Annotated in this window: 12 protein-coding genes; 8 read left to right on the forward strand and 4 right to left on the reverse strand. The window is 64.0% G+C overall.

What is annotated here, in order from left to right; translation table 11 throughout:
- Nucleotides 1-329: 329 nt before the first annotated feature.
- Complete coding sequence (locus AC1PLU_RS04815; RefSeq protein WP_176339137.1) at nucleotides 330-1,202, reverse strand: ion transporter; 873 nt, start codon at nucleotides 1,200-1,202, stop codon at nucleotides 330-332.
- 72 nt (nucleotides 1,203-1,274) lie between these two features.
- On the opposite strand from AC1PLU_RS04815, the gene AC1PLU_RS04820 reads away from it, so the two are divergent.
- The gene (locus tag AC1PLU_RS04820; RefSeq protein WP_481107857.1) at nucleotides 1,275-2,501 is read left to right on the forward strand and encodes an acetylornithine transaminase; all 1,227 of its coding nucleotides are present in this window, start codon (nucleotides 1,275-1,277) and stop codon (nucleotides 2,499-2,501) included.
- 108 nt (nucleotides 2,502-2,609) lie between these two features.
- Here the strand turns inward: AC1PLU_RS04820 and AC1PLU_RS04825 are convergent, their stop codons facing one another.
- On the reverse strand, nucleotides 2,610-3,227 hold the full coding sequence (locus tag AC1PLU_RS04825) for an HAD-IA family hydrolase (RefSeq protein ID WP_481107858.1): 618 nt from the start codon (nucleotides 3,225-3,227) through the stop codon (nucleotides 2,610-2,612).
- A 284-nt stretch (nucleotides 3,228-3,511) separates the two neighbouring features.
- Between AC1PLU_RS04825 and AC1PLU_RS04830 the strand changes: the two genes are divergently transcribed.
- From AC1PLU_RS04830 to azu, 6 genes are all read left to right on the forward strand, one after another.
- On the forward strand, nucleotides 3,512-5,806 hold the full coding sequence (locus tag AC1PLU_RS04830) for a TonB-dependent receptor (protein ID WP_481107859.1): 2,295 nt from the start codon (nucleotides 3,512-3,514) through the stop codon (nucleotides 5,804-5,806).
- 87 nt (nucleotides 5,807-5,893) lie between these two features.
- A complete protein-coding gene (locus tag AC1PLU_RS04835; protein ID WP_481107860.1) occupies nucleotides 5,894-7,501 on the forward strand; it encodes a flavin monoamine oxidase family protein in 1,608 nt (535 codons plus the stop codon).
- On the forward strand, nucleotides 7,498-7,923 hold the full coding sequence (locus AC1PLU_RS04840) for a c-type cytochrome (RefSeq protein ID WP_481107861.1): 426 nt from the start codon (nucleotides 7,498-7,500) through the stop codon (nucleotides 7,921-7,923). The genes AC1PLU_RS04835 and AC1PLU_RS04840 overlap by 4 nt, the downstream gene beginning before the upstream one ends.
- Before the next feature lie 32 nt (nucleotides 7,924-7,955).
- On the forward strand, nucleotides 7,956-8,459 hold the full coding sequence (locus AC1PLU_RS04845) for a RidA family protein (protein ID WP_481107862.1): 504 nt from the start codon (nucleotides 7,956-7,958) through the stop codon (nucleotides 8,457-8,459).
- Between the two features lie 30 nt (nucleotides 8,460-8,489).
- The gene (locus tag AC1PLU_RS04850; RefSeq protein ID WP_481107863.1) at nucleotides 8,490-9,692 is read left to right on the forward strand and encodes a pyridoxal phosphate-dependent aminotransferase; all 1,203 of its coding nucleotides are present in this window, start codon (nucleotides 8,490-8,492) and stop codon (nucleotides 9,690-9,692) included.
- Between the two features lie 91 nt (nucleotides 9,693-9,783).
- Nucleotides 9,784-10,233, forward strand: a complete 450-nt coding sequence (azu, locus tag AC1PLU_RS04855; protein ID WP_481107864.1) for an azurin — start codon at nucleotides 9,784-9,786, stop codon at nucleotides 10,231-10,233.
- Nucleotides 10,234-10,317: 84 nt separating this feature from the next.
- On the opposite strand, the gene AC1PLU_RS04860 is transcribed toward azu, so the two are convergent.
- Together AC1PLU_RS04860 and hemL are read right to left on the reverse strand one after the other, a co-directional pair.
- Nucleotides 10,318-13,089: a winged helix-turn-helix domain-containing protein gene (locus AC1PLU_RS04860; RefSeq protein ID WP_481107865.1), complete on the reverse strand. Its 2,772-nt coding sequence runs from the start codon at nucleotides 13,087-13,089 to the stop codon at nucleotides 10,318-10,320.
- Nucleotides 13,090-13,338: 249 nt separating this feature from the next.
- Nucleotides 13,339-14,628 (reverse strand): glutamate-1-semialdehyde 2,1-aminomutase, encoded by a 1,290-nt coding sequence (gene hemL / locus AC1PLU_RS04865; protein WP_074058193.1) that lies wholly within the window; start codon nucleotides 14,626-14,628, stop codon nucleotides 13,339-13,341.
- 307 nt (nucleotides 14,629-14,935) lie between these two features.
- Here hemL and AC1PLU_RS04870 point away from each other — a divergent pair, with 307 nt between their 5' ends.
- On the forward strand, nucleotides 14,936-18,115 hold the full coding sequence (locus tag AC1PLU_RS04870; protein ID WP_481107866.1) for a TonB-dependent receptor domain-containing protein: 3,180 nt from the start codon (nucleotides 14,936-14,938) through the stop codon (nucleotides 18,113-18,115).
- Nucleotides 18,116-18,417 lie beyond the last annotated feature (302 nt).

Raw genomic sequence — 18,417 nt, forward strand, 5'->3', positions numbered from 1 at the left:
ATCGGTGAGGACACCGCACCAGAAAGTTGGTCGGTGACTGGATGAAAGCCAGCCTGTTGATCGCGTCGTGTGGGAAAGTTGGCAGGATGTGCCGTTATCAGAAAACGCACGCCATGCATTGCTTTGACCACACACACCGACCATCTCGACGGGTCCTTGCCCGCTCACCGGCGCGGGACCTTACGCGGCATGGATGCCGCGTAAGAGCCTACACGGACGTACTTGCGGCGTGTCCCGCGATGGTGGGCGGGCAAGGGCCCTGCAACCAAGCCGCAGATCAGCCGCTCCACACCTGATCCACCCGCACTGCCCAACCACTCCAAGACAATTTAGCCATTGGAGAGTTCCGGCAGCGGCTCTGCGCATTGCCGGCAATACCGCGCATCCGGCGCATGGCCTTCCAGCCCGCAACGCGGGCAATTGCGGACATCGCGCTTGCCGGCGTGGCCGCCTTCGCGCAGCGTGCTGGCCAGTTCGGCGGTGTAGATGCCGGTGGGCACCGCGATGATGCTGTAGCCGATCAGGATCAGGGCCGAGGTGACGAAGCGGCCCAGCGTGGTCTGCGGCACCAAGTCGCCAAAACCCACAGTAGCCATGGTCACGATGGCCCAGTACATGCTGGTCGGGATGCTGGTGAACCCGTGTTGCGGGCCTTCGATGACATACATGGTGGCACCGGCGATCACGGTGATGGTGAGCACGCTGAACAAGAACACCAGCACCTTGCGCCGGCTGCGCCACAGCGCGTCCACCAACTGCCCGCTCTCTTCGATGTAGCGGGTGAGCTTGAGGATGCGGAACAGGCGCAGGATGCGCAGCACGCGCACGACTAGCAGCGTCTGCGCACCGGGGACGAAGAACGACAAATAGCTGGGCAGGATCGACAATAAATCGATCACCCCCCAGATGCTGAGTGCGTAATGCAGCGGGCGCCGTACCACCGCCAGACGCAACGCGTACTCGACGGTGAACAGCACCGTGAACGCCCATTCCAGCGGTACCAGCCAATGCGCCGAATGCGAGTGGATGCGCGGCACGCTGTCGATCATGATCACCACCACGCTGGTGAGGATCGCCACCACCAGCATCAGATCGAAATTGCGCGACGGGCGGGTGTCGTGCCGGTAGATGATGTCGAACCATTGCCGGCGCCAGCCGTCGTCGGTGGCAGGGGTAAGCTGAGGATCGGAGAAAGGGCGCATGCGCGCATTGTGCCGCAGGCCGGCGAATGCGCGAGAATGCGGGTTCTCCCTCCGCTTCTGCGACCCACCATCATGAGCACCGCTGCCGATTCGCCCCTGTCCCTCGCGCATTACTACCTGCCGGTCTACCGCCCGCGCCAGGTGGTGCTGGAGCGTGGACAGGGCAGTCGCGTGTGGGACGACCAGGGCCGCGAATATGTGGATCTGTCCGCCGGCATCGCGGTCAGCGGGCTGGGCCATAACGATCCGGATCTGATGGCTGCGCTCACCGAGCAGGCCGGCAAGTTGTGGCACACCAGCAATGTGTTCTTCAGCGCACCGCCGCTGAAGCTGGCCGAGGAACTGGTCACTGCTTCGCGTTTCGCGCAGAAGGTTTTTCTCTGCAACTCGGGCACCGAGGCCAACGAGGCGGCGATCAAGCTGGTGCGCAAGTGGGCCAGCAATCAGGGCCGCCCGGCCGACAAGCGCGTCATCGTGACCTTCCGCGGCAGCTTCCATGGGCGCACCCTGGCCTCGGTCACCGCGACCGCACAGCCCAAGTATCAGGAAGGCTACGAGCCGCTGCCCGGCGGCTTTCGCTATGTGGATTTCAACGATGTGGCGGCACTGGAAACGGCCATGGCGGCCGGCGATGTCGCTGCGGTGATGCTAGAGCCGATTCAGGGCGAGGGCGGAGTGATGCCGGCCGCGCCGGGTTTCCTGAGCCGCGTGCGCGCGCTGTGCGATCAGCACGATGCGCTGCTGGTGCTGGATGAGATCCAGTGCGGCATGGGCCGTACCGGCACGCTGTTTGCGCACTGGCAGGAGCAGGTGACGCCGGACATCGTGACGCTGGCCAAGGCGCTGGGTGGCGGCTTCCCGATCGGCGCGATGCTGGCCGGCCCCAAGGTGGCCGAGACCATGCAGTTTGGCGCGCATGGCACCACCTTCGGCGGCAATCCGTTGGCCGCAGCGGTGGCGCGCGTGGCGCTGCGCAAGCTGGCCTCGCCGCAGATCGCCGAGAACGTGGCGCGGCAGTCGGCCGCGCTGCGCGCCGGTCTGGACGCGCTCAATGACGAGTTCGGCGTGTTTGCGCAAATCCGCGGGCGCGGCTTGATGCTGGGCGCAGTGCTGGCCCCGACGCATGCCGGGCAGGCCGGGGCGATCCTGGATTTTGCGGCCAAGCATGGCCTGCTGCTGTTGCAGGCGGGGCCGGATGTGTTGCGTTTTGTGCCGGCGCTCAATCTGACCGATGCCGAGCTGGCTGATGGGTTGGAACGTTTGCGCCTGGCGATTGCCGAGTACGTCGCGCAGCAGTGATGCAGAGCTGCGCTTTCTGCGTCATCGTGGCCGGCACCGCGCCGGCCACGATGACGGAGGAAGATCCGCCGGCGATTTCCGATGATTCAATCTCGAATCCCGGCTCTCCTACGCCACCCCATACCGCTTCAACACCCGCCGCAAGGCGCGCGCATCGCGCACCGTATCCGCGTGCAGGCCGGCTGCACGCGCGCCACGCACGTTGACGAACAGGTCGTCGACAAACAAGGTGTGCGCTGCAGTGGCGTCCAGCTGTGCAAGCGCGCGCTGATACACCTGCACGTCGGGCTTGCGGCCGCCGAGTGCGCCGCTGCACAGCACGCGGCCCTGCAATAACGGAAACAGCGCAGGCACGATCCGCTCGATTGCCTCCGCCATCAACGGTCCATTGTTGGTGAGTACCGCCACGGCCGTCGTCGCCGATACCGCCAGCACCTGCGCCACCACCGAGGGGTCCGCGCGGCATGCCGCCACGCGCGCGTCGATCCAGGTGGCACGATCGATTACGCCGCCCAGCTCCTCGCTCAATTGCGCCAGGTAGTCCTGCGTGTCGATAAGCCCAGCATCGTAGGTACGCTCCAGGCCCTGCTCGAACAACACCTGCTGTACCCGTTGCGGCGTGCAGGCAGCGGCTGCAGCAAGTGCAGCCACGCGGCGCGGCCGCGAGTAGCTGGCCAATACGCCATCGAAATCGAGCAGTAACAGAGAGGGTGCTGCAAGCGGCATGCGCGGACTCGTTATGCGGCTGCGCAGCGTTGTCGATCTGCGACGTCATGGCAAGCATGCGAGAGCTGGTATGACCGGATGCATGCAGGTGGGTGGGGACAGTACGTATTCAGATCGTTGAATTCGGCAGCAACCTACCCACCCGCGCCGCCCCTACCCTCCGCGCGGGGCTTGCGGCGGAACTGCGCTGGTTATGGTCGATGCATGCCGCATTTGCGGTGTCAGCCGGTCTGGGGGAGCGGCCCGGTCACTCAGCACGCCACACGCATCCAGGGGTCGATTGCATGCCTAAGCGCTTCAAAACCGATCAGCTGGCGGTCTCGGTCGCCGCCATTCTCACCACCGCCACGCGTCGCCACACGCTTGCCTCGATGACCTTGTTGCTGGCCGGCGCACACAGCCTGCCCGCACTGGCACAGGAAGCGCGCACGCTCGATGCGGTCAGTGTGGTGGGCACCGGCTCCACGCGCACCACCGCGTCCATCTCCGCCGCCGAGATCCAGGCGCAGGTGCCCGGCGTGGCACCGCAGCAGTTGCTGGCGAGCCTGCCCGGCGTGAATGTGCAGACCACCGATCCGTTCGGGCTGTACGAGTTCGGCGACTCGATGACCATCCGCGGCTTCTCTGCCAACCAGATCGGCGTGACCCTGGACGGCATCCCGATCGAAACCTTCGACACCCGCGAAGGCGGGCCGATCACCCGCTACGTGTCCAGCGAGAACCTGCTCGACGTCACTGTGTCGGCAGGTTCCGGCGATGTCACCCAGCCCTCGTATCACGCACTCGGCGGTGCGATCCGCTACACCAGCCTGCCCCCGAAGGGCGGCGACAGCTGGAGCGGCAATCTCACCCAGACCATCGGCTCGGACGATCTGGTGCGCAGCTTCATACGCCTGGATACGCCGGATTGGTGGGAAGGTGGCCCCAGCGCATACCTCTCCGCATCGCGCACGCAGGGCGGGGTGTGGGACATGGAACCGGCCACGCAAAAGAGCGATCACTTCGAAGCCAAGATTCGCCAGGCCTGGGATGCGGGCAGCCTGACCCTGGGCTGGATCTACAACAACCGCAAGGACTACGACGTGCAGTCGTACAACTCCGACGGCTCGGTGTCGTGGGATCTGCACGAACGCATCACCGGTAATCCGGAAGTGGATGCAGAGCACTACAGCGAATGGCAGAACGGTCGACGCGATTCGTTGCTCAGCCTGCACGGCGATTTCCTGTTCAACGATGCGATCGGCTTCACCTTCACCGGCTACTACGAAAACAAGCATGGTTACGGCGTCGGCGGCACCCCGCCAAGCACCGCCACCGGTTTATACAACGATGCCATCGCCGGCACGCCGGGGCGTACCGATATCGCCATCAACGACCCCCAGATTGTCGATGCCAACGGCAACGTCACCAGCGTCGGTGCGATGACCCGGCGCGAAGAAATCATGGGCGGCGATCGTTATGGTGTGACCACTGCAGTGTCGTGGGAGACCGAGCACAACAAGCTCGAAGTCGGCGCCTGGTACGAGAATTACGACTTCGATCAGGTGCGCCCGCTGTACAACCTGGACCCGGCCACTGGCGCCTTGCTCAAGGGCTCGCTGCCGATCGTCATCTACTACGACAACCACTTCTCCACCGAGGTGAAGCAGCTCTACATCAAGGACACGCTGCGCCTGCTCGATGACCGGCTCACGATGGAGTTCGGCGCCAAGGGCCTGGATGTCAAACGCGATTACAACGGCATCGCCAATCTGGATGATTTCAATGTCGGTGTGCGGCGCGATGTCACCATCAAGAACAGCGACTGGTTCCAGCCGCAGGTCGGCGCCAGCTTCCAGCTTGCCGAAGGCGTGCAACTGTTCGCCAACTACGCAGAAAACTTCAGCTCCGCCCCGCGGCTGGCGTTGACCTCCGGTGCGTTCAATCCGGATATCGCACCGGAAGAATCCACCAACATCGACATCGGCATCCGCGCCGAATCCAGCCAGTGGAGCGGCTATATCGCCGCCTACAAGATCGATTACGAAAACCGCATCATCGCGCTGACCGATCCGGATCCATTGGTGGTGGCACCCACCGTCTACGCCAATGTCGGCGACGTGCAGACCTATGGTGCGGAAGTGTCCGGCATGTGGAAGCCGGCGCCGGGCTGGCGGCTGGGCGCCTCGTTGACCTGGAACAAATCCGAATTCCAGGACAACTATTTCGGCCCGGTCAGCGGCAACCTGGTGCAGGTGGAAGGCAACGAAGTGCCGGATTCGCCCAAGGTGATGTTCAGCGTCAACGGCGGTTGGGAAGGCGAACATTTCTTCGTCAACCTCGATACCAAATACACCGGCAAGCGCTACGGCGACACGCTCAACACCGATCAGGTGGATGCCACCTTCATCGTCAACGGCAGCGTGGGTTATCAGGGTGAGGATGCAGGGTTTCTTGCCGGTGGGCGACTGCAGTTGTCGGTCTACAACCTGTTCGACAAGGACGATGCGATCGGTGCGGTGTTCCCGAACGAAAGCTCCGGCTCGTATCAGTTGATCGCACCACGCCAGCTGTTCGCCAGCCTGGCCTACAAGTTCTGAGCCAGTGATGCGGCCGGCGTCGCTGCCGGCCGCGCCACTGTTTTTGTCGGTCGTACTTGATCCATGACATGCAAGGACTACGCGTTGATGCAAGGCAACCACTCTGGGGCGATGACGCGGCGGCAATTGCTGGCGCGTATCGGCATGACCGCTGGCGGCGCAATGATGTATCAGGCGATGAGCAGCCTGGGCATGGCAGCCGAATCAAATTTCAAAGGGCCGCTGCAACTGGATGGCGACCCGAAGGGCGCCTCGGTGCTGATTCTGGGTGCTGGGCTGGCCGGCATGGCGGCGGCCTTCGAACTGCGCAAGGCCGGGTATCGCGTGCAGTTGCTGGAATACAACGACCGCCCCGGCGGCCGTAACTGGACGCTGCGTGGCGGCGACCGTTACACCGAACTGGGTGGGGCGACGCAGCACTGCCAGTTCGACCAGGGGCTGTATCTCAATCCCGGCCCGTGGCGCATTCCGCATCACCACAAGGCGGTGCTGAGTTACTGCAAGCAATTCGGCGTGGCGCTGGAAGCCTTTAATCAGGTCAACTACAACGCGCTGCTGCATAGCGAAAAGGGCTTCGGCGGCAAACCGCAGCGCTTTCGCGCCATCGATGCCGATTACAAGGGCCACGTGTCCGAGTTATTGGCCAAGTGCACACAGCAGCAGGCACTGGACAAGAGCGTGAGCCGCGAAGACCAGGAAGTGTTGTTGGAATCGCTGCGGACCTGGGGCGCGCTGGATCACAAGTTCGGCTACGTCAAAGGCAAGGACAGCAGTGAGCGCCGCGGCTTTGCGCGGTATCCCGGCGGCGGTCTGTCCGGCAAGCCGGAATTCTCCGATCCTTTCAGCGTGCAGGATGTGTTGCGCTCGCGCCTGTGGACCACGCTGGCGGCCGGCAACAACTACGAAATGCAGACCACCATGTTTCAGCCGGTGGGGGGCATGGACCAGATCGGCAAGGCGTTCGCGGGCCAGCTCGGCGATGCCATCACCTACAACGCCAAGGTCACCAAGATCGATCAGGACGGCAGCGGCGTGCGCGTGTCCTGGCAGGATGCCGCGCACGGCGGCGAAGAACGCATCGCCAGTGCCGATTGGTGCATCTGCACGATTCCGCTATCGGTGCTCAGCCGCATTCCGGTCACCGCCAGCGACGCAATGACCACCGCGATCGGCCAGGTGCCGTATGCGGCATCGGTGAAAGTGGGCCTGCAATTCAAGCGCCGCTTCTGGGAAGAGGACGAAGCCATTTACGGCGGCATCAGCTACACCGATCTGCCGATCACCTTGATCAGCTATCCCAGTACCAACTATCACAGCCCAGGCAAGGGCGTGCTGCTCGGCGCCTATGTGTGGGGATTGGACGCTTACCAGTTCACCTCGATGACCCCGGAGCAGCGCGTGCGTAAGGCGGTCGAATACGGCACGCAGCTGCATCCGCAATATCCACGCGAATTCGAAAACGGCATTTCGGTCGGCTGGCACCGCGTGCCGTTTACGCATGGCTGTTTCGGCATGTGGACCGAGCAGGCGCGTGCCGAACATTACACGCCGTTGTGCCAGATCGACGGGCGCCTGGCGCTGGCCGGTGAGCACGTGTCCTATATTCCGGCCTGGCAGGAAGGTGCGATTCTGTCTGCGCACGATGTCGTGGGCCGTCTGCATCGCAAAGTGCTGGCCGGAGGAGGGCGCGCATGAGCCTGTTATCACGCTTGGCCGCTGCCACGTTCGTCGTTGCGATGGTGGCGTTGTTGCTGCCACCGGGCGCGTATGAGGCGCAGGCGCAGAGTTCCGATGCCACGCAGTTGTTTCCGCAACAAGGCTTTGCCAAGGCGTCCGGTCAGGATGTCTACCAGGCGATCTGCCAGGGCTGCCACATGCCGGCCGGGCGCGGCGCGCAAGGTGCCGGCGAGTATCCCGCGCTTGCAGGCAATCCCAAGCTCGCCGCCGGCCCCTACGTCACCATGATGGTGCTCGACGGCCACGCCGGCATGCCCGGTTTCGGTGAGATGCTCAACGACCGCCAGGTGGCCGAAGTGGTGAGCTATGTGCGCACGCACTTCGGCAACGATCACACCGAGGTGGTCACCGCCGACGACGTCAAATTGCTACGTCATTGATTCTTTCTTTCTCTCTCATGCAAGGAGTTGCCATGTTCCGTCCCGTGACTGCCGTTCTCAGCGTCGCCATGCTGTGGTCCGCAGGCTTCACCACTGCGCATGCGGCCGATGTGATCCGCCACAAGATTCCCAATAGCGATTTCCCAATTGCCGCAGCCGTGGAAATTCCCGCCGGCAAGGCCACCGTTTATGTCAGCGGCAAGGTGCCGGCCGTGGTGGACACCAGTGCGCCGAAAGACTCGGCTGCTGCGTATGGCGACACCAAGGCGCAGACGGTCAGCGTGTTGAATCAGATCAAGCAGCAATTGACCACGCTCGGCTTGGGCATGGGCGATGTGGTGAAGATGCAGGTGTTTCTGGTCGGCGACCCGGCAATGGGCGGCAAGATGGATTTCAACGGGTTCATGGAGGGCTACCGTCAGTTCTTCGGCACCAAGGAGCAGCCCAATCTGCCGGCACGCTCTGCATTCCAGATCGCCGCGCTGGGCAATCCGCTGTATCGGGTGGAAATCGAAGTGGTCGCCGTTCGTCCTTGAATTCGTGGTGTCGTCCTGCTGGAGGTTGTCATGAAAACTGCTCTTTCGCGCCGCATGTTTCTGCGTGATTCTGCGTTGTTTGCCGGCGCTGCCGGTGCGAGTACGCTGCCGCTGCTGGCGAGCGCCGCCGAACGCTCCGCTGCAATCGCGCCGACACCGGCAAGTGCGTTGTCGCCTGTGATGATCGGCTCCAACGAGTTTCCCGATGGCCCGTCGGCTGCAGCAGTCAACGCCATCGCGCAGATCGCACCGCAAGGCGGACGCTATCTGCGCGATGTGCAGATGGAATTGATGAATACGCTGGCTGCCGAGCTCAAGCTGCCGGTCAATCACCTGATGGCCTACGCCGGTTCCACCGAGCCGCTGGACTACACGATGCTGGCGTTCACCTCGCCCAGCGCCGCGCTGGTCACCGCCGATCCCACCTACGAATCCGGTTGGCGCGCCGCCACCCGCAATGGCGCCAAACTGATCAAGGTGCCGTTGCGCAAGGATTTCTCGCACGATGTACAAGCGATGTGCGCCGCCGACGCCAGCCCGGGCGTGATCTACATCTGCAATCCCAACAACCCCACCGGCTCGGTCACCGCGCGCAAGGATCTGGATTACGCACTGGCGCACAAGCCCAAGGGCAGCGTGCTGGTGGTGGACGAGGCTTACATCCACTTTGCGCACAGCACCAGCAGCGTGGTCGACATGGTCGCCGCAGGCGAGGACGTGGTGGTGTTGCGTACCTTCTCCAAACTTTACGGCATGGCCGGCATTCGCCTGGGCTATGCAGCTGCACGCCCGGACCTGCTGGCCAAGCTGATGTTCTACAGCGTCAACAGCTTGCCGGTGACTGCCGCTGCTGCAGGCCTGGCCAGCCTGCGTGATCCGGCATTGGTGCCGCAGCGCCGCGCACGCACGGCGGCCACGCGCAAGGATGTGCTGGAGTTTCTCGCCAAGCAGGGCTACGCCTGCACCGCATCGGAGAGCAACTGCTTCATGGTCGATGTGAAGCGCCCGGCTGCCGGCTTCAAGGACGACATGGCCACCCATGGCGTGTTCATCGGCCGCAGCTGGCCGGTGTGGCCGACCTGGTCGCGGATCACGATTGGCACCGAAGCGGAGATGGCACGCTTCAAGCAGGCGTTCGTGCAGGTGATGGCCGGCAAGCGCGGCCCCTTGCCGCTGACGGAAGCCACCGCCGATGTGCAGGATCCGATGGATGCTTTTTTCCGGTACGCATGAGGCGTTACTCTGGTCACACCGGCGCATGCGAACGCGCTGGGGTGACCAGGCGCGCTGGGCGTCGCGCATCTTTTATCGCAGGAGTGTTCCTTTGAAGCTGTTTTCGACGATTGCGGTGCTTGGACTGGTGCTGCTGGCACCTTCGGCATGGGCGCGTACCTGCGCGGTGACCATCACCGGCAACGATCAGATGAAGTTCGACCAGAGCGCGATCAAGTTGGCGCCCGACTGCACGCAGGTGGACCTCACCCTCAAGCACTCCGGCAAGATGGCCGCCACGGTGATGGGCCACAACTGGGTGTTGACCAAGGCCGCCGATTTTCAAGCCGTCGCCAATGCCGGCGTACGCTCCAGCATCGCCGACAGCTATCTACCCAAAGCCGACGCCCGGGTGATCGCGCATACCAAGGTCATCGGCGGCGGCGACAGCACCACCGTGAGCTTTGCGACCAGCAAGTTGAGCAAGGGCGGCGACTACACCTTTTTCTGCTCATTCCCGGGCCATTGGGCAATGATGAAAGGCACGCTGAGTTTTGGCTGATGGGGTCTGCGACATCGCCTGACAGGCGATGTCGCAATGCGCGCAGATGCGCGTCCAGCGCAGGCTGTGATACACGCGCTCGGATCAGTTCGGTGCTGCATCCGAGCCAGCATGCGGATCGGCCGCCCGCAATAATCCGCGTTGCAACGCCTGCGCCAGGGCGCTTTCGCGACTACGCGCGTCGAGCTTGCGATAGAGATTCTTCAAATGGAACTTGACGGTGTTTTCCGACAGGTGCAAACAGCGTGCGATCTGTTTGTTGGAATAACCACGCGCCAGTTGTGCCAGCACCTCCAGTTCGCGTTCGCTGAAAATATCGCCGGCCGGGTCTTCGTCGCCACTGAGGCGTTCGAGCAAGGCTTGAATGGTAAGCGCACGCGTGGTGCCGCCCACGGTATGCGGGTCGTGTTGGCGGAGCGAGCGCAGCATCGCCTTGGCCGGCAGGCCGAGTTCGACGATCGCCTGCCAGCTTTGCGTCAGCGCTACATGATCCAGCGCGCTGTACAGATGCGGCAGCGCCGCGATCAGTTCACCGCGCTGCTGCAGCACCAGGGCGATGCGCGCACGGGTGCGGGCGAGATGGCACAGGTTGTCGTTGGCCAGGCAGGCGTGTTCGATCTGGCCCAGGATGGTCAGCGCCGCGCTGCTGCGGCCGGCCAGGCGATGCCAGCGTGCCAGCGCAAAGCCCATCGCCGCGCGGTCACGCCAACGGTGCGCCGAGCGCAGGGTATGCGCCAATCCGGATTCACCGCCGGTACGCGCTATCAGGACGTCGATGGCGGCATTGCCTGGATGCTCCAGCAACAGCATCAGGCGCCAGGCTGCGGCCAGTTCCGATAGCCGCATCAGCTTGCGCCCATGCGCGATCTGTTCGATGTGCTCGAGCAGCGCCAAGGCACTGCGCCCGCTGTGATCGCGCACGCGCTCCAATCCCAGTGCGGTGTCGTAAGCGGCCGCCAGCACGTCCATGCCGCCGTCGTGTTGCTCCAGCAATTCCAGCGCCGGATGCAGCAGATCGGCCGCATCGTCGTGATGCCCGCGTTCGTAATGCAGTTGCGCCAGCAGGCAGTTGGCCGTTGCTTCCAGCACGCGATCCAGTTGCGGCGTGCGTGCGCAGCCGCTCAGTGCCTGTTGGTAACAGGCCTCGGCGTCGCTGAGGCGACCGCGATAGAAAAAACTCTGGCCCAACGACAACAGCGCCTGGCTCGCACCCAGTTCGCTGCCGCCACGCTGCATCGCATCGCGTGCGTTCAAGGCATAGCGTTCGGCTAGTACAAAGGCGCCTTGCGCAATGGCGGTGGTGGCACAGATGCACAGCAGCATGCCGCGTCCGAGATGGTCGTCTTCGTCCAGTGCGGAGGCTTGTGCGGCGATCTGGGTCAGGCCATGCGGATTGCCGCAGATCTCATCGAGGCGATCGCGCAGTGCCGCCACCACCACGGTGTAATCGCGCTGCAAGGGCTCACGCAGTGCAGCGGGAAAGTCGCGGAAACGTTCCAGCAACAACCGCGCGTGGCTGAATTCGCCAAGCTTCGCATGCAGATGCGCTTGAGTGAGATTCAGCGCCGGGGTGTCGCGGATGGTGCGGTGTTCGAAGTGACGCAGCAGCGCGCGCACTGCATGCGTGCCGTGGGTCAGCAACAATTGCCAGGTGCCGGCACGCGCGATGTAGCTGGCCGCTAGGTCGCCGCAATCGCCGCGCGATGCGTGCCGCACCGCTTCGGCCAGATACTGATGATCGCCGAACCAGCGCGCGGCGCGTTGATGCAGTTGCATGGCCTGGCCAGGATGCTCGCGATCGAGCAGCTGCTGCAAAAAGTCGGCGAACAACGGGTGATAGCGAAACCACTCGCGCTCGCCATCCATGGGCACCAGCAGGCCGTGGAAATGTTCCAGCCGCGCCAGCAGCCGGCCGCTGTCATCGCGCTGGCGCACCGCATCGGCCAGCGCGGCGTTGACGCGCTCCAGCACACTGGTCCGCAGCAAGAGATCGCGCGTGTCGGCATCCAGATCGTTGACCACCTGCTCGGCCAGATACGCGGCGATCTGCGCGCTGCGCCCGGAGAAACGCGCGGCCACTTCCTGCTGACGTTGCGCGCCGCCTTCCAGCCACAGCCGCGCCAGATGCAGCGCCACCGGCCAGCCTTCGGTGTAACGCAGCAATTCTTCCACGACCGGCGCGGGAACCTGCGCCCCCAGCAATGCCTGCGCTTCGCGCTCGTCCAGCGCCAGTTGCGCGCTGCCCACGCGGCTGAGCAGCGCCTGCAGATCCAGGCGCGCCAATGGCAGCGCCGGTATGCGTCGGGTGGCCAGCAGTAGGTGCAGACGTCCGCCGCTGTGTTCGACCAGGCGCAACACCAGCTCGTCGACGATGCCGCTGCCGAGCCGGTCGTAGTCGTCGAGAATCACGCTGATGCGCCGTGGTGCGGCGCGCAGCGCGCGGATCAGCACCGTCACCGCCTCGCGCGGGTCCTGATCGCGGTTATGCAGCACCGCTGCGCACAGTGCCTGATCCGCCCCTGCGCTCTGCAGCGCCAAGGCCAGATGGCCGAGGAAGCGCGCGGCGTCGGCGTCTTCTTCATCCAGCGACAGCCACGCCACAGCGGCGTGATCGCGCGCGCACAGCTGCGCATGCCACTGGGTCAGCAGGGTGGTCTTGCCAAACCCTGGCGGCGCCAGCAACAGCGTGAGCGGGCGGGCGTGTGCCTGATCCAGCGCAGCCAGCAACGCGCCACGCACCACCGCACCAGGGCGCGACAGCGGCGGCTCCAGCTTGCTGGCAAGCAGCCAATCGGGAAGAACGGAATCGCGCGACGGTGACGGGCGCGGAGTAAGCAACGCAACAGGCTTGAGCATGAGGCGAGGGCGGCCGTGGCAAGCGTCGGCAGCGCGCCGACTCGACGCACTGCAGATCGTGATGAAACAGCGGCGACGCACCAGGCGTCACCGTGACCGGCGACGACGACACATCCGCTGCTTCGAGGGTCCCCACCCATGCCCGTCCGTGGACACCTTTCAGAAAGGTATGACAGCCACAAGACAAAAGCAAAGTTTGCGGTGGTCACTGCGCAAATCGAATCTCGCAGCGACCCGCATGAATGCGCCTCAGCGTGCCACTTCCGCAAATGCCTCGCGTGCCGCTGCAAGCGTGGCTTCGATCACCGCAGCGTCGTGCGCGCTGGACATGAAGCCGGCCTCGTACGCCGACGGCGCCAGATACACGCCCCGCTGCAGCATCGCGTGGAAGAAACGGTTGAAGGTGGTGATATCGCAGGCGGTGGCTTGCGCGTAGCTCTCCACGATCTCGTCGGTGAAGAACAGCCCGAACATGCCGCCGACCTGATTGGTGGTGACCGCGATGCCGGCCGCGTGGGCGGCATCTTCCAGGCCTTCGCACAGCGCGCTGGTCTGCGCGCTCAGACGGGCGTGGAAGCCCGGCTCCTGCACCAGCTCCAGCATCGCCAGGCCCGCCGCCATCGCCACCGGATTGCCCGACAAGGTGCCGGCCTGGTAGATCGGGCCGGAGGGTGCGATCTGCTCCATCAAGTCGCGCCGGCCGCCGTATGCGCCCACCGGCATGCCGCCGCCGATGATCTTGCCGAAGGTGCTCAGGTCCGGGGTCACCCCGTAATGCGCCTGCGCGCCACCGAGCGCAACGCGGAACCCGGTCATCACTTCGTCGAAGATCAGCAGCGCGCCGTGCCGCGTGCACAGTGTGCGCAGGTGCTGCAGGTAGCCGGCCTGCGGCGGAATGCAGTTGGCGTTGCCGACCACCGGTTCGATGATCACCGCCGCCACATCGGCGCCGATGTCGTCGAACAGCGCCGTGGCGCCTTCGAAGTCGTTGAAGGTGAGGGTGGCGGTCAGCTCGCTCAGGCCGGGCGGCACGCCGGGCGAGGTCGGCACGCCCAGAGTGAGCATGCCGCTGCCGGCCTTGACCAGAAACGAGTCGCCGTGGCCGTGGTAACAGCCTTCGAACTTGACGATGCGATTGCGCCCGGTGGCGCCGCGCGCCAGGCGCACCGCCGACAGCGTGGCTTCGGTGCCGGAATTGACCATACGCACCATTTCGCAGGAGGGCACCAGCCGATTGATCGTCTCGGCCATGGTCACTTCGGCCGCACACGGCGCACCGAAGGACAGCCCATCGCGGATCGCACGCTCCACCGCCTCGCGCACCGCCGGGTGATTGTGGCCGGCGATCATCGGCCCCCACGAGCCCACGTAGTCGATGTAGCGGTTGTCGTCCACGTCATACAGATACGGGCCATCGGCGCGCGCCACGAAGAACGGCTCGCCGCCCACCGACTTGAACGCCCGCACCGGTGAGTTGACGCCGCCGGGCAACAGGGTCTGCGCCTGGGCGAACAGGGCGTGGGAGCGGGAGTGGTTCATGCGCGTAGATCCTTGAGTGATGCCGATGGGGCGGCGCTGCCCAACCACGGGCAGCGCACGCGCCATTGTCAGGCTTGCGGCCCCTATCCGCCTACCCACCATGTGCCTGCCTACCCGTCGGAGCAGGCGGGTAGGGCAACGCAGCTGCCTATGATCGAACGGGACGGTATCGATGGTTTGGGGCATGAGCTGATGGCGGGTGGTCATTGGCGCTTCGATACGGATGTTCAGAAAGTGTGATTCCGGTAGCCACTGGCGCCGTTCATTTTTGTCGCGTTGTCGACAGTTCCAGACTTGGGGAGAAAGCATGAACCGTAGTATCCAGAAGCGTGCCTTGGCGTTGGCGCTGGTCGTGGCGATGGGGAGCGTCCACGCGCAGTCCACCAGCGGCAGCATCGTCGGCAGCGTGGGGCAGAGCAGCGGCACCAGCGTGCTGGTGGAAAACAACAGCGGTTTCACCCGCGAAGTGCCGGTGGATGCGCGCGGCCGTTACACCGCCGGCAATCTGCCGCTGGGTACCTACAAGGTCACGGTCAAGCGCGATGGCGCGGTGGTGGAAACCCGCGAAAACGTTGCGATCACCGTTGGCGCGAACACCGATGTGTCGTTCGCCGCCGCTGCGGGGAGCGGTATGCAGACCCTGGATAGCGTCACCGTCACCGCCGCGGGCCTGACCACCATCGACGTCAGCAGCGTGGACACGCGCACCGTGGTCACCGCCGAGCAGCTGCAGCAACTGCCGCTGGGCCGCACTGCCGAAGCCATCGCCTTGCTGGCGCCGGGCGTGGTGGTCAACAGCGGTGGCTTCGACAACGGCCCGCTCGGCGGTTCGCTGCCCAGCTTCGGCGGCTCGGCCGCCAGCGAAAATGCCTATTACCTCAATGGCTTCAACACCACCACCATCAGCAACAATCTTGGCGGTCTGACCCTGCCGTACGGCGCCATCGACCAGCAGGAAATCTTCACCGGCGGCTACGGCGCGCAATACGGCCGCGCCAACGGCGGCGTGATCAACCAGATCGGCAAGCGCGGTACCAACGAGTGGAAGTTCGGCGCAGCGGTCATCTGGGAGCCGAACGGCCTGCGCGCCAATCAGCGCGACATCTACTGGCGCCCGGATGCGCAGGCCAGCACCGTCAACAACGCCGCCTATCGCTATGCGCGCGCAGCCAACGGCCTATACCAGCCGGCCAGCGAGGCCGAAGCCAACCAGACCACCTACAGCGCCTATGTCGGCGGGCCGATCATCCAGGACAAGCTGTTCTTCTTCCTGGCAGCCGAGCAGGTGGATTCGGACGGCGTGCGCGTTGGCACCAATCGCGACACCGACAACGGCCGTACCGGTGGCCTCACCGATTACGACTACAAGCAGAAGCGCTGGTACGCCAAGGTGGATTGGAACATCACCGACAATCATCTGATCGAGGTGACCGGCGCCAGCGACGAGGCCGAAACCAACGGCTCCATCTACCGCTACGATTACCTGGCACGTGAGCGTGGCAGCTATATCACTAACGACGCGACCTGGAAGACCGGCCCGACCCTGTTCACCGGCAAGTACACCGGCTATCTCAGCGACAACCTCACCGTGACCGCGCTGTACGGCAAGATGAAAACGCCTGACGAGCTGACTCAGTACAACTACAACGCTGAGGATGGCCCGTTCATCGACAGCACCGCATTGCAAAATCCTGCCTACACGGGCGGTACTCCCATAGAAGGACGGCAGCCGGTAAATACGGCGATCACGTCGCCTGACCGTGCCTACAAGAAGGACAATCAGCGTCTGAACCTTGAGTGGCGCATCGGTCACCACACGCTCAACTTCGGTATCGACAACCAGAAGTCCGAGGGTATCGATGTTGGTTCCCAATTACGTGGCCCTGGATACTCGTGGACTTACGGCCAGACCGATGATCCTAACGGTGTAGGGACGGGCGGACTGGTCAGCCAGTCTGCCAACGAAGCTGGCGGCATCGGTGCGCCGAGCCCGGGCCTGGTCGATCCGGTCAACGGATCGAGCGGTTATTACGTGGTGCGCAACATCAATACCAGCCTGTATTCGTACGAGGCCAAGCAACGCGCCTATTACATCGAAGACAAGTGGCAGGTCACCGACAACGTGTTGCTGAGCATCGGTCTGCGCAAGGACGAGTTCACCAACTACACCCCGTCCGGCGACCCCTACATCGAAGTGGACAATGCCTGGGCGCCGCGCTTGGGCTTCAGCTGGGACGTCAACGGCGATTCCAGCCTGAAGGTGTTCGGCAACATCGGCCGTTATTATCTCGGCCTGCCGCTGTCGGCAGTAGGTCTGTTCACACCTCAGATCACCACAGATACCTATTTCACCTACAGCGGCATCAACGCCGACGGCACGCCGATTCTTGCGCAGCAGCTGGGTTCGGCCGTGTCGGCCAACTCGCGCTTCGGTCGCATCGCCGATGTACGTACCGCGGTGGTCAAGGACATCGAAGGCGAGAATCAGGACGAGATCATCCTTGGTTTCACCAAGCAGCTGGACACCGGCTGGATATTGGGCGTACGCGGCACGCATCGTCGCCTCAATGCCGGCATCGACGACCAGAACTACGACGTCTCCAACACCGCGTTGATCGCTGCTGCCGCCGCGCAAGGTGTGACCATCGACTTCTCGCAAGTTGCCGGCGCATCGTTGATCAATCCCGGCCAGACCAACACCTGGGGCGTGATCGGCACCGACGGCCAGTTCCACGAAGTGCCGGTGAGCCGCGAGGCAGCGGGCTTCCCGAAGTTCAAGCGCAATTACTCGGCGGTGGAGTTCAACCTGGAGCGCCCGTTCGACGGCCAGTGGTACGCCAAGGTCAACTACGTCTGGTCGCATAGCTACGGCACCACCGAAGGTCAGGTACGTTCGGACCTGTGGCGCACCGGCGGCGCACTGGGCAGCTATCAGGGCCAGGCGTCGGTCTCCACCACGCAGAGCTGGGACCACGCGGCGCTGATGGAACACTTCAACGGCGATCAATCCAACGATCACCGCCATCAGCTCAAGTTGTTCGGCTTCTACCAGTTCAATCCGCAATGGGGCGCGTCGGCCAACTTCAGCCTGATTTCGGGCGCGCCGCATAACTGCCTGGGCAACTACTACGGCGACAACTACCCCGGCACGGATCCGGCCGGCTACGGTGGCAGCGCGATCACCGGCGGGCCGTACCACTACTGCTACAACCCGGAAACCGGTACCGGCGTGGCATCGCCTCCGGGTTCGCAGGGGCGTCTTGGCTGGATCGCGCAGCTCGACATGGGTGTGACCTACAAGCCGGCATTCGCCGCCGGCAAGCTGGCACTGCGCTTCGACGTGTTCAACATCACCAACGAGCAGACCGCGACCAACATCTACCCGTTCTCGCAGCTGCCCGACAACACCACCAACCCGCTATGGGATCAGGTCGTCGCCTATCAGGCACCGCGCTCGGGCCGGGTGACGCTGAGCTACGACTTCTAATCGCGTTGGGCGACGGAGTCAAAACCGGCAGCGACGCGTGATGGCACGCGTCGCTGTTTTTTTTAGCGATGGGGCTCTAACCAGCTTCAATCGTCTGAATAAGGCGCGCGACCCGCGCGACTTTTTACCGGGTCAGGGCCAACGCTCTGGTGCGGCGAGGGCAGCGTGCCCTCGGTCCACTGAGCTTTTGCCTGCATCTATCCGACGCGACGACTCGATCACTCGGTTGTCTTGAGTGGGTTGGACGATGCGGATAGATCAGGTGTAGAGCGGTTGATCTGCGGGTTTGCTGCAGGGCCCTT

The organism is Xanthomonas sp. NCPPB 2933, assembly GCF_056725225.1.